The organism is Methylobacterium aquaticum (genome assembly GCF_016804325.1).
Taxonomy (GTDB): domain Bacteria; phylum Pseudomonadota; class Alphaproteobacteria; order Rhizobiales; family Beijerinckiaceae; genus Methylobacterium; species Methylobacterium aquaticum_C.
In genome coordinates, this window is sequence record NZ_CP043627.1 from 3599060 (window position 1) to 3611660 (window position 12601).

Consider the following 12601-nt stretch of genomic DNA (forward strand, 5'->3'; position numbering starts at 1 on the left):
AAGTCGAAGCCAAAGGTTAAACCTTCGGGCCCAGCGTCTCGAACATGGGCGCCGGATTCAGAGCAAACTTCTTATACAGATGCGCCCCATCAGTATGAAGCGGTGAGTCGGCATAGCTCACGCGAACAAGGACTGTATGATTCCTTAACCTGCCGCACCTATCGTCCCGGACACACTCGAACGCTACGGAATGGGTGATGATGCGCTGGCGGCGGGCACAACCACGGCACGAAAGCCCCAGAGCAGTCTGTGACGAAGGGAATACCCGTTCGTCCCGGGAAACTTGGCGGCTGAGAACTCGGCAGCATCGAGGACCAAGAGCATCATCCGGCGGTCAAGCGCCTGGGCCGCGCTCTCGGCTCCCGCGAGGCCCGGGCGCTTTGCAGCGGAACCCGGACCGATTCCTGCCCCTCGCCGCGGCGCTCGCCTGCCTCGTGCCGCCGGGGGTCGGCGCGACGGCAGCCCGCGCTGCCGGGACCTATCCGGTCAAGCCGATCGTCATCGTCGTCCCGGCGCCGCGGGGCGGTGGCACCGATGTGTTCGCGCGCGAACTCGCCGCCCTGGCCGAGGAGGACCTCAAACAGACGCTGATCGTCGACAACCGCCCCCGGAACGGCGGCACCGACGGCATCGCCCGCACGGTCGCATCGGCACCGGACGGGTACACGGTCGCCTTCACGTGGAACAGCCCTCTCACCGCCGCCCCCCTGGCCGGCACGCTGCCCTACGGCCCTGGAAGCTACCGGCCGGTCATGTCCGTCGGGTTCTCGTCATACGTCCTGTGCGTGCGGCCCGATTTCCCGGCGGAGTCGGCCCGTGGGCTGGTGGACGCGCTGAAAACCCGGCCCGGCGGCTACACCCTCGGCAATGACGGGATGGGCGGCATCCTGCATCTGGGGACCGAGCGCATCTTCCGCGCCGTCGGCGCGCAGGTCCGATCGGTGCCGTTCGTCGGCGCAGTCGACACCGCCCGCTCCTTCCTGGCCGGTCAGGTCGACATCTATGGCGGCTCGCTCTCGGCCATCCTGCCCCATCTGCGGGAGAAGCGGGCGCGATGCCTGATGCTGACCTCGGCCAGCGACAACCCGGTGATGCCGGAGGCGCAGGGCCTGGCGCATCTCGGCCTCGGCGATGCCGAGACGGTCTTGTGGTGGAGCCTGATCGCGCCAGCCCGCACGCCGCCCGAGGTGATCGGCCGACTCGAGGAGGCGCTCCTGCGGGCCGCTGCGACGCCCCGGTTCAAGGATCTGATGAAGGCCCAGGGCGCCGTGCATCGCCTGCGCGGCAGCGCCGAGACAGCCTCGGCGATCGGACGGGAGATCGACTCGCTGCGGGGAATCGCGGAGGCGATCGGCCTTCAACGGACCGCGTCGCGCTGAGGCGGATCCGCCCCGAGCGGCGGCTCCACGGTCGCGGGACGCACCGATGGCTGCGTCCGTCATCGACGCGTGAGCTCTGGTCGAAAATTCAAATCGATTTGTCGCCGTGCATTTCCTGTAGTTTACTAGTAATATCTCGGATATAATCTTTGAACTGCTGCGCAGTTGGCATCTGTGGTAGTCTTGAGAAGGAGTCGAGAGCGTGACGAACGTTGCCGCCTTGGCGTTTCATCGTGCGCGAACCGCCGAGCACGTCACCGCGCGCCTGTCGGCGGACGATCTGGCGAGGGCCGTGGAGGTGCTGTTCCGGCGCTTGCGGCTCGCGGTGATCCATGCCGGCGAAAAGAACCGGGACGGTGCGGTGCTGCACCCTGCCGCCAACCACCGCTCCTGGAAGAGCTACGAGCCGGTGGCGCGCGACATCGCCGCGGCGCTGACGCGGCTGGGGCTCCGGGAGGAGGTCGCGGTGCTGCCCGACGATCTCGGCCTCGCCGGTGCGCTCGCGTCCGGCCGCTCCCACATGGCCTGGCTCAATACCGCCGGCGTCCAGGGGCGGGCGGCGATGGCGCATGCCCCCGGGATGCTCGAACTGTGCGGGCTGCCCTATGTCGGCCACGATCCCCTGGTGGCGGCGCTCCTCGACGACAAGCACCGCTTCAAGCGCCAGCTCGCCGCCGCCGGGATCCCGACGGCGCCGTCCCTGCTGGTGCGTCCGGATCCGGACGGCCTGCGCCCGATGGCGGACCGTGCCTTCGCGCGCCGTTTCGCGCGGACCTTCGGCCGGCATCGCGGCCCGTTCGTGGTCAAGCCGGTCTCGGGGCGGGCCTCCCTGAACGTGACCTATGTCGAGAGCGTTCCGGAGCTGCGCGAGGCGGTCGCCGCCGTGCATGCGGCGACGCACGGGGCTGTGCTGATCGAGCCCTATCTCGGCGGCGCGGAATATTGCGTGGCGGTCGCCGGCCGGGTGGTCGTGTCGGGCGGGCGCCTGTCGCGGCGGGACGACCCGTTCGTGTTCTCGGCACTGGAGCGGGTGCTGGAGCCCGGCGAGACCATCTTCACCTCGATGGACCTGCGCCCGATCACCGGGGAGCGCGCCCGCCTGCTCTGCCCGGACCGGGATCGCGAGGTCTTGAGCACCCTCGACGGGATCGCCCGTGCAGTGGCGGACGAGTTCGCCCTCGAAGCCCTGGTGCGGCTCGATCTGCGAAGCGACGCCGAGGGCCGCCTCTTCGTTCTGGAGGCGAACCCGAAGCCGGACCTGAAGGCCCCCTCCCCCGGCGTGACCAGCCTGGTCTCCATGGGTCTTGCCCAGCACGGCATGACCTACGACGACCTGATCCTGTCGCTGCTCGCCGGCCGGGTCGGCCAGCTCCTGGACGGCGGCCATCCGGTGATAGGACGCCTCGCCGGCCTCGCCTGACGGCTGGCCACCCCTCTCCTCCTTCCCTGGCGCCGGTGGACCGGACGCCGTCCTCAGGCCGGACACGGGACGCGCCATGTCGATCACCCTCTTCCGCCCCCAGGCGCTGCGCGCGCACAGCCGCATCGACTCCCTTCAGGGGGCGATGCACGTCACCACCAGCATGACCCGGCACGCCCTCCTGGCCGTGGTCGGCCTGACGGTCGTGGCGGTGGTGTGGAGCGGCTTCGTCCACGTCCCGGTGCGGGTCGACGGCAATGGCGTCTTCCTCGATTCCTCCGGCGAGCTGCTGCAGCCGGTGCGCTCGCCGATGGACGGCATCGTCGAGGCGGTGCTGGTCCACGAAGGCGATTACGTCAGCGTCGGCCAAGTGGTGGCGCGGATGCGCCTGCCGGAGCGGCTCAACACGCTGAGCAAGAGCGAGCGCGACCTCGATTCCCTGAAGCGGAAATACCGCGAGACCGAAGCCCTGCTGGCGGCCGAGCAGACCTCCGAGGTCAAGACCCGGGCCGAGCGCCGCAAGGCCCTGACCGGCCGGATCGAGAACCTGGAGAAGCGCCTCGCCTGGCAGCGCGACCTGGAGCAGGCGCAGATCAAGCTGCTCGAACTCGGCGTCACCACCCGCAGCCGGGTCTACGAGGTCAAGGCGGCGACCCAGCAGGCCGCCGAGCAGCTGGCCGGCGCCCGCACCGAACTCTACGCCCTCGAGGCCGAGCCGCAGGCAACGGCGGGGCGGCATGAGCGCGAGCGCCTCGCCCTGAACTTCCAGATCGAGCAGCTGACCTCGGAGATCACCGCGCTGAAGGCCGAGATCGCCCGGGGTGCCGAGCTTCGCAGCCCGGTGAGCGGCACGGTCGCCGAACTGTCGGCGGAGCGCAACGGCCTCGTCACAGCGAGCGCACCGGTGCTGAGCGTGATCCCGGCCACCGCCAGCGGCAAGATCGAGGCGGTCACCTACGTGTCGATGTCGGACGGCAAGCTGGTCCAAGTCGGCGACGAGGTTCAGATCCGGCCCTCCTCCCTGCCGAGCCGCGAGCAGGGCCGGGTGCGCGGCACCGTGATGGAGGTGTCGGAGGCCCCGATCACCGACCGGGCGCTCACCCGCATCCTCGGCAACGCGGCGCTCGTCCAGCAGGCCACCGGCGGCGGCGCGCCCTTCGCAGTCCGCATCGCGCTCCACCGCGACCCGAGCACGCCCTCGGGCTATGCCTGGACCTCGGGCGAGGGGCCGGACATGCGCCTGACCCCCGGCACCCCGACGAGCAGCCGCATCACCATCGAGCGCGAGACCCTGCTGTCGCTGGCCGTCCCCGCCCTGCGCAAGCTGTTCGGGGCAAGCGAATGATCGGCGCTCCGGCTCCCACTCTCCCACCCGGACGGATGTGATGTTGCGCGCGCTGCTGCATCGGAGGCGGACCCCGTTGTTCCTCCAGATGGAGGCCACGGAATGCGGGGCGGCCAGCCTCGCCATGGTGCTCGCCGCCCATGGCCGCTGGATCACCCTCGAGGAGGCGCGCGAGCGCTGCGGCACCTCCCGCGACGGCGTCGACGCCCACGGCCTGATCGAGGCGGCGCGCAGCTACGGCCTCGTCGCCCTGGCCTTCCGGCGCGAGCCGGCCGACCTCGCGGCCCTGCCGATGCCGCAGATCCTCCACTGGTGCTTCAACCACTTCGTGGTGCTGGAGGCGGTGTCCGGCGGGCGCTACCACATCGTCGATCCGGCCCAGGGACGGCGCGCGGTCGAGGCGTCGGAGTTCGGCGAGTGCTTCACCGGCCTCACCCTGGCGATGGAGCCGGGGGACGAGTTCGCGACCGGCGGCCGGCCGCCCTCCGCCTTCGCCACGCTGGTCGGCGAGGCGCTGCATTCCCGCGATGCCCTCGTGGTCAGCCTCGTGACCGGGATCCTGGCGGTGATCCCGGGGCTGGCCCTCACCGGTGCGGTCAGCACCCTCATCAACCACGTGCTCGCCGCCCACCAGGCCGCCTGGGCGCCGGCCCTGGTCCTGGTGTTCTTGGGCGTCGCGCTGGCGCAGGCGGGCATCTCCTTCCTGTCGGCCTGGACCGTCGCCGGCTGGAAGATCAAGATCGGCGCGGTCTCGGCGCTACGGGGCTTTGCCCATGCCCTGACCCTGCCGCTCGCCTATTACGCCCAGCGCAGCGCCGGCGAGGTGGTGTCGCGCATCCGCATCGGCTCGGATCTCGGCGGCACCATCGCGGGGCCGCTCGCCAACATGATCCCGCAGGTCGTGCTGGTCGTCGCCTACCTGGCGGTGATCTCGCTCTACGACCCCGTCATCATGCTGGCGGCGGTGGCGGCGGCAGGGACGAGCCTTGCGGTGCTGACCCTCGTGGCGCGCCGCCTCGCCGACCGGACCCGCGAGCACCAGCTCGCCGAGGGCCGGGCCGCCGGCATCGGCACCGCCGGCATGGCGAACCTGTCGACCTACGTCATGCTCGGCCGCGAGGACCTGCTTCTCTCGCGCTGGACCGCCGCCGAGGACGCCGCCATCGCCACCGAGCAGCGCCTCGGACTCCTGCGGATCGTCTCGTCGCTCGGACCCGTGGCGTCGGGCCTCGTCCTCACCGGCGTGGTGCTGGTGGTCTGCGCCGTGCGGGCGATCGACGGCACCTTGTCGCTCGGCGACCTCGTGGCCACCCAGATGCTGGCGGGGCTCCTCAACAAGCCGCTCAACGCGCTGACGGCGGGCCTCTGCACCGTGCAGGAGGCGGCCGGCGCCCTGATGCGGCTGTCCGACCTGGAGGACCATGGCTGCGCCGCCGCCTTCGACGGACGCGAACGGGGCCCGGTGAGCGATGGCGACGGCCGCCTGACCCTGCAGGGGGTCGGCTACGCGCACAGCCCCGGCCGGCCGCTCCTCTCGGGAATGGACCTCGCCCTGGCGCCCGGCCGGCTCGTCGCGATCGTCGGGCCCTCCGGCGCCGGCAAGTCGACCCTGGCGCGGCTGATGGCGGGCCTCGTCGACCCGAGCGAGGGGGTCGTCGCCCTTGACGGCGTACCCCTCGCCGATTGGCCGCACCGCGTGCTGCGCCGACGGCTGGTCTATGTCGGGCAGGCGCCGTCGAGCTTCACCGGCAGCATCGCCGACAACGTCCAGCTCTGGGATCCAAGTATCCCTCCCGAGACGGTACTGAGGTCGGTCGCCCGCACTGGCCTGACGGAGGCCGTGACGAAGCGTCCCGGCGGCCTGCTCACCCGGATCGTCGGCGGCGAGACCGGCCTGAGCGGCGGCGAGATGCAGCGCCTGGCGCTTGCCCGGGCGATCGCCCGCGACCCCGCGGTGATCGTCCTCGACGAGACGACGAGCGCCCTCGACCCGGCCGCCGAGGAGGAGGTGCTGGAGATGCTGCGGGCCTCCGGGGCCGCCATCGTGATCGTGACGCATCGGGCCGGTACCGCCCTGCGCTGCGACGAGGCGATCCTCGTCGGAGGCGGCGGCATTGCCGAGCGCGGCCCCCCGTCCCGGTTCTTCGCCGCGCCTGCCACGCAGCCGCCCGCCGGGCTCCCCGCCCTTCCCGCCGCCGGCTGCCCGGCGCCCGCTCCCCTGCTGGATGTCGCCTGATGTCGCGCGCCGCCACAGCCGCCGAACGCGAACCCGCCTCGCCGCAGGCCGATCCCGACAACGCTGCCATTGAGGCGGTGCTCGGCCGGGTCGAGACGATGCTCGATCCCGCCACCGGCGGCGGCTTCGCGGCCTCCGAGGCGCCGCTCAATGCCGCGATCCGGGCGGTCGCGACGGTGTTCGGCATCAAGCCCGATGCCGGTGCGGCCCGGGGTCCCGGCGAGAGCCTGGACGAGGCGGTACCCCGCGTCGCCCGAGCCTCGGGTCTCATCGCCCGGGCGGTGGTGCTCGAACCCGGCTGGCAGCGCCGGCACGCCCTGCCGCTCATCGCCGAGCGCCCGGAGGACGCCGCGCCGCTCGCCCTCATCCCGTCCGGCTCGGCCTGGCGGATGGTCGACGGGCTGAGCCCCGGCCGGCCCCGGCGCTTTTCCTCCGGGTATACCTCGCTGCGCCGCGGCTGGGTGCTGAGCCCGGCCCTGCCGGACCGGGCGATCACCGTCCGCGACCTGTTGGCCTATGGTCTGCGCACCAAGACCCGCGACCTCGCCGCCTTCGCGGCGATGACCTTCCTGTCCGGCCTGATCCTGTCGCTCCTGCCGCTCGCCAACTTCGCCGTCACCGACATCGTGATCCCGGGCCACGATCTCGGCCTGCTCAACCACGTCGCCGTGATGCTGCTCGGGCTGGTGCTCGCCACGATGGTGACGCGGCTCGCCGCCGGGGTGAGCCAGCTGCGCATCGACGGCCGTACCGGCCTGATGCTGCGCACCGCGGCGATCGACCGGATCATCCGCTATGCCCGGGTCCAGCCGCCCGGCAAGGTGCCGCCGCCGGCCGCCGCGACGCTGATCACCCATTGCGTCGAGACCTGGCACCGCAGCACCTGGAAGATCGGCCTGACCCTGGCCGGAGGCTTCCTGGTCGCCTTGCCGAGCCTCGGCCTTCTGATGCGGACGGCGCCGCTCGCCGGCGCGCTCTGCCTCGCCTGCATGATCGCAGCCGTGGCGCTCGCGGCGGGAATCGCGCGCAGGCAGGTCGCCACCTTGTTCTCCGGCCCGTGCTCGCCGACGAGCTGGATCTCGCTCTCTCACGAGGCCCTGTCCCAGGTCGAGACCGTACGGGCGATGGGGGCGGAGCTGCGCTTCCTGCGCCTCTTCGCCGAGAGCTTCCTCGGCCTCAAGGAGCGCTTTCTCGCCTCCGACCGCTTCGGCAGCACCCTGCACGCCCTCGAATCCGCCCTGGAGGCCCTGCTGATCACCATCGGGGTCGCCGCAACGCTGCTGCTGCACAAGAACCTGCCGGCCCAGGACGGCGTGGTGTTCGCCACCGCCCTGATGACCGTGACCGGCGTCGCCGTCAGCCTGGTCCACGCCTTGCTGCAGGCGAGCATGCTCGGCCTCCAGAAGCGGATGATCCAGCCGCTCCTCGATGGCGTGCCGTCGCCCGAGCGGACCGGCGCCCGGCCCGAGCGCATCACCGGTGCGGTCGAGATCGCCGACGCGGTGGTGCGCCGTGCCCCCGGGGCCCGGCCGATCCTGAACGGCGTGTCGCTGCAGGTCGCGCCGGGGGAGCATGTCGGCATCGTCGGCGCCTCGGGCTCGGGCAAGACCACCCTGCTCAAGGTGCTGCTCGGCCTCGAAACCCTCGAATCCGGGACGGTGAAATACGACGGCGTCGACCTGTCGCTCCTCGACGCTGCGGCGATCCGGCGGCAGATCGGCATCGTCGGCCAGTCGGGGCGTCTCCTCCCCGGCACCCTGTTCGAGAATGTCAGCGCCGGCCTGCCCCTGACCGAAGAGGAGGCCTGGGCCGCCCTGCGCGCCGCCGCGCTCGAGGAGGATGTTCACGCTCTTCCGCTCGGCCTCTCGACGCCGATCGGCGATGCCGAGCCGGTCCTGTCCGGCGGGCAGATCCAACGGGTGCTGGTTGCCCGCGCCATCGCCCACCGGCCCCGCCTCGTGGTACTCGACGAGGCCACGAGCGCGCTGGATCCCGCCGCCGAGGTCCACGTGGCGGCCTCGATCGACGGTCTCGACGCGGCCATCGTCACCGTGGCCCACCGCCTCGACACGGTGCGGGCCTGCGATCGGATCTACGTGTTGCATGAGGGCCGGGTGGCGGCTTGCGGCACCTTCGCGGAACTGGCTGCCGCCGACGGCGTGCTGAGCGACTTCCTGGCCGCCGAGCGACGGGCGGGGTCCGCGGGCCATCCCGTCCACGACAGCCTGCGACGGCTCCAGCGCGATCTGATCGATGCGTGAGGGCATGGGCGCGGGCGGACGGACCTCCACAGGCATCACCGCTGGAGCAGCGCCCGATCCCGTTGGCCTCGGATGCTGCCCCGGGTCATCGATCTTGCCGCATGTTCTGCGACGAACCGATAGCCGCTTCGCGGGGAAATGCCGCAACGGATCTTCGCGATTTCACACGCCCCACAAGTGATCGCCAGGATTGCAATGACTCCCGATACGCGGCCAGCCATATACTGCCCCGTAGTTGCAGAAGAGCGGTAGATGCGCGACCGAGTGGAAACACTCTTCGGCACATTTTTGGGCATTTCGAAGGCTCCATCGGCGCAACTCCCGAACCGGACGAAACTTTTCGTCAATCCTGATCTTCATTTTAATAGACCGGTAACTCATTGCCTTAGGGCATGGATAAGTTCCACGCCGTACTGTCTCCTCATCGCGACCATAGGGGGCGGGGACGAGGACATGGCTCGGAATCAGGCACTGAAGAAGCTGGCGCAATTCGACGACGCGATCACCGGCGACGTGCTGAAGCGGATCTCCGGTGGCGCGGCGCAGGCCAAGACGGAGCAGGGCAGCGGCTCGGTCATGGCCATGGCGGCGGTCGCCGACAGCGCCGGCGGATCGGCCCAGGTCTCGGTCGGCGGCCAAGCCGTGAAGGTCGGCGGCGGCGCGTCCGGTGGCGCCTCGGCCCAGGCCGGTGCCGAGATCACCTCGGGCGGCGGCCAGTACGGCGTCAGCGCCGGGGTCTCGGCCACGGCCGGCGGCGAGGTTCACGGCTCGGCCGGCCCGGCCAGCGCCTCGCTCGGCGGCTCGGTCACCGTGACGGCGGGGGCGAGCGCCGAGGTCCACCACACCGCGACCGAGACCGGCGCCTCGGCGAGCATCGGTGCCAGCATGGAGGCCAACGCCAACGCCTCCGGATCCCTGAGCGCCGGCGGGGCCTCGGCCACGGTGGGGGGCGAGGTCACCGTGAAGGTCGGCACGATCGCCTCCGGCAGCGCCGACATCCAGCACGGCAACGGTGCCTACGGCGCCGCCGCGAACGGCGACGCCTATGCGGGCTACGGAGTCGATGCCGGCTATACCCAGGGCGCCGCGATCAAGGGCGTCGGCTCGGGCCAGGCCGGCATGGGCGGCACGGTGGGGGTGATCGCGGGTGCGGGCGGCTCGGGCAATGCCGGCTACGACCACGGCACGGTTTCTGTCGGCGTCAGCGGCGACGTGGCGGCGCTGGTCGGCGTGAAGGTCGACATGAATGCAAGTCTCAACGTCGCCCCGGAGGTCAAGCTCGGCGAGCAGGCCGTGAAGGCGGCCGCTCCCGCGGTGTCCGACGCCGCCGTGAAGGTGGCGGATGCCGGCACCAAGGTCGCCGGCGACGTCAAGGCTACGACCGATAAGGCCGCCGCCGACACCAAGGCTGCCGCCGACAAGGCGGCGGCGGAGGCAAAGGCTGCGAGCGACGCCGCCAAGGCTGCCGCCGACAAGGCCGCCTCGGAGGCAAACAAGGCCGTGAAATCGGTGAAGAAGGCCTTCAAGAAGTGGTAGGGCGCTGAGGAGCGGGCCGGCTCAACCGGCCGCATCGTCCCCTGGACGGGCAACCCGGCCCGGCCCGAGGACGAGGCCGGGATCGAGGGCACGGCGCAGCCGCTCCACCACCGCCCCCCAGTCGCCACGCGTGCGCCCATGTGAGGTGACATCCGGATGGGCGAGCCGGTAGCCGTGGAACCCTTCCGCGGCAAAAGCCGCCGCGAGAGCATCGCGCGCGTGCATCGCCCGCTCGTCAGCCCCCGGTGCATCCCGGTCCCAGGCCAGGGAGACGTAGCCGAACAGAGCCCGGGCATTCACGGCCTCGGCCCCGCTCATCACGAAGGTGCCGAACCGCTCCGCGACATCCCTCGTGAGAGCGGCGAGGCGTTGCAGGGCTTCACCCTCGAACGGCAGGACCGGGCAGAGCCAGACGAAGCCGCACCCGTCCCGGTCGGGATCGAGCGGTCCGTCGGGGAGCGAGGGCTTGGCCCAGTAGCAGCTCGTCAGGTTCGCGCCGTCGCTGTAGCCGTCGAGCCCCGACTGGTGGCGCGGTGCCGCGGCGTCGGGCCCCTCAAGGCCAAGGGACTCCGAGACCGGCAGCAGGGCCTGGATGGCGATGGCCCTCTTGGAATCGTAGAGCATCTTATGGGCCGCCCGCACCGTGACGGTCGCCGCCCAGGCGCCGAGGGCCTCGGGGGTCGTGGCCTCAAGCGGAGCCTCGCGGGCGATCGTCACCGAGGCGACCTGCTTGGCGCCGTCCCACAGGAAGGCGTCGTGGCTATCGATCACCTGGTCGCGCACCAGCCCGCGCAGGACATCCACGAAGGCGGGCAGCCGCTCGGGCGGGCCGATTTCGCAGGTGATGTAGCCGGCATGCGGGGTGTTCGGCGCCAGCCCGAGCCGCCCCGACAGCACACAGCCGAACGAGGATTGGCTGAACAGGCCCTCGATCAGCGGGCCGGCCGGCCGGCCATGAATCGCCGCGAGGCGGTCGGCCTCGAAGCGGCCGAAGCCGGTACGCAGGCGCTCGCCGGTGGTCAGCGCCACGTCGAGGTCCCAGAGCTGCCCGAACCGATCGCCGAACAGCCCCGTCCCCTCCCCCCGTCGAGGGCGTTGGCGAGCACGCTGGCATCCGGCGGTCCGCCGAAGGCCGGAACGTGCCAGTCGGCCTCTCGCGCCCGGAGGGCGGCGTCGAGCTGCCGGAAGGTGACCCCCGGTTCGATGCGGACTGAGCCATGGGCGAGGTCGATGTCGAGGATGCGGTCGAGGCGCGACAGGTCGAGCATCACGGCATCGCTGACCGGGGCGCGGGACCCGAGCCCCCAGGCCCGCCCACGGCTCACCGGATGCAGCGGGCAGCCGGACACGCCTGCCAGGCCGAGGCAGGCCAGGGCTTCCTCGGCATTGCCCGGGCGCAGGACTGCCAAGGCCCGCCCCGGCCACGGGAACGTGAGGCGGCGCCAGTCGGCGGCGTCCACCGCCGACCTGACGTGATCGCGCCCGACGACGGCCGTGCAGGCCTCCAGGAAGTTGCCCGCGCGCATGCCGTCGGGCACATCGCCGTCGTTCTTGGTCATGGCGGTCGCGGCTCGGACGTCCAGGAGAGTCAGGGCTGTTCGGGGCAGACGGTAACCGTGACGGTCCAGGCCGGCGAGCGGAAATTACCGCGAGACGCCGGCTTCGGCCGACCAGGAGGCGGCGTGCTGATCTCACCTTGGCTGCCATCGATCTGATCTCTGATTTTGGATGACAGATGAGCGGCTGGAATGGCGGGCCGCTGAACCGCCCCGGTTTTCCCGGAGGCTCCAACTTCCTGAGAGCCTGTTTAAGCAAAGCGATTTGACACAAACTGAGAAAAATCAGGAGATATCCCACCATTCCACCTCATCCTGAGGTGTTGGCGATCAGAGATCGCACGCGATCGCAGATCGACTGACCTCGAAGGAGGGCTCCAGAAGCCTCGGCGATCCCTGGAGCCCTCCTTCGAGGCTCACTTCGTTCGCACCTCAGGATGAGGTTAGAGGGTAGGATGATCCCGCCCGCCTCAAGTCTTGGGTAGAATTCCTGCTCAAACAGGCTCTGAGGTGGAAGGATAGGATGTCTCCTCATTCCTTTCAGCTTTGGTTAGACCGATCCACTCAAACAGGTTCTCACTTGCCGTCCTCGTAGCCGGCACCGACCGCGTCTTTTCGCCAAGTTCGCGCCCGACCCGGCCGAACAGCATCGGATCCTGGTCGAAAACCCGGCCCGCGTCTCCGGGCTGCCATCCGCCGACCGGCTCATGCCGGCTGCTGCACCGGGACGCTCTGTGGCCGAAACCCGGCTGCCCCCCTGGCTCGAGGCGGGTGCGCGCTCGTCGAGACCTGATGCCAATCGCCGATGCGACCGGGTCGGGAGCTTGACCGGGCAGCGCAAGCGACTTGCTCCCGGAGTTCCGTCTCG

The 12601-nt window shown here is 70.9% G+C and carries 8 protein-coding genes; 6 read left to right on the top strand and 2 right to left on the bottom strand.

The features are described 5' to 3' along the window. Positions 1–380: 380 nt before the first annotated feature. The 6 genes from F1D61_RS16325 (at position 381) to F1D61_RS16350 (ending at position 10177) form a co-directional block, all read left to right on the top strand. Entirely contained in the window at positions 381–1379 is a 999-nt protein-coding gene (locus F1D61_RS16325; RefSeq protein ID WP_203152760.1) for a Bug family tripartite tricarboxylate transporter substrate binding protein, read from the top strand. A gap of 202 nt (positions 1380–1581) precedes the next feature. Next, on the top strand, positions 1582–2799 hold the full coding sequence (locus F1D61_RS16330) for a hypothetical protein (RefSeq protein ID WP_203152761.1): 1218 nt from the start codon (positions 1582–1584) through the stop codon (positions 2797–2799). Positions 2800–2875: 76 nt separating this feature from the next. Then, on the top strand, positions 2876–4144 hold the full coding sequence (locus tag F1D61_RS16335; RefSeq protein WP_203152762.1) for an NHLP bacteriocin system secretion protein: 1269 nt from the start codon (positions 2876–2878) through the stop codon (positions 4142–4144). A 76-nt stretch (positions 4145–4220) separates the two neighbouring features. Then, positions 4221–6380, top strand: a complete 2160-nt coding sequence (locus tag F1D61_RS16340; RefSeq protein WP_203152763.1) for a cysteine peptidase family C39 domain-containing protein — start codon at positions 4221–4223, stop codon at positions 6378–6380. Beyond that, positions 6380–8641: an ATP-binding cassette domain-containing protein gene (locus F1D61_RS16345; protein ID WP_203152764.1), complete on the top strand. Its 2262-nt coding sequence runs from the start codon at positions 6380–6382 to the stop codon at positions 8639–8641. Before F1D61_RS16340 ends, F1D61_RS16345 begins: the two co-directional genes overlap by 1 nt. A 453-nt stretch (positions 8642–9094) precedes the next feature. Next, complete coding sequence (locus tag F1D61_RS16350) at positions 9095–10177, top strand: hypothetical protein (RefSeq protein WP_203152765.1); 1083 nt, start codon at positions 9095–9097, stop codon at positions 10175–10177. Between the two features lie 21 nt (positions 10178–10198). Here the strand turns inward: F1D61_RS16350 and F1D61_RS16355 are convergent, their stop codons facing one another. After that, positions 10199–11206, bottom strand: a complete 1008-nt coding sequence (locus F1D61_RS16355) for a hypothetical protein (RefSeq protein ID WP_203152766.1) — start codon at positions 11204–11206, stop codon at positions 10199–10201. Continuing rightward, complete coding sequence (locus F1D61_RS16360) at positions 11197–11736, bottom strand: FAD-binding oxidoreductase (RefSeq protein ID WP_203152767.1); 540 nt, start codon at positions 11734–11736, stop codon at positions 11197–11199. The genes F1D61_RS16355 and F1D61_RS16360 overlap by 10 nt, the downstream gene beginning before the upstream one ends. Positions 11737–12601 lie beyond the last annotated feature (865 nt).

Excerpts from the sequence above, each read along its gene's own strand:
- F1D61_RS16360 (WP_203152767.1), bottom strand. The coding sequence starts at position 11,736 with ATGACCAAGAACGACGGCGATGTGCCCGACGGCATGCGCGCGGGCAAC.
- F1D61_RS16350 (WP_203152765.1), top strand. The coding sequence starts at position 9,095 with ATGGCTCGGAATCAGGCACTGAAGAAGCTGGCGCAATTCGACGACGCG.
- F1D61_RS16345 (WP_203152764.1), top strand. The coding sequence starts at position 6,380 with ATGTCGCGCGCCGCCACAGCCGCCGAACGCGAACCCGCCTCGCCGCAG.
- F1D61_RS16335 (WP_203152762.1), top strand. The coding sequence starts at position 2,876 with ATGTCGATCACCCTCTTCCGCCCCCAGGCGCTGCGCGCGCACAGCCGC.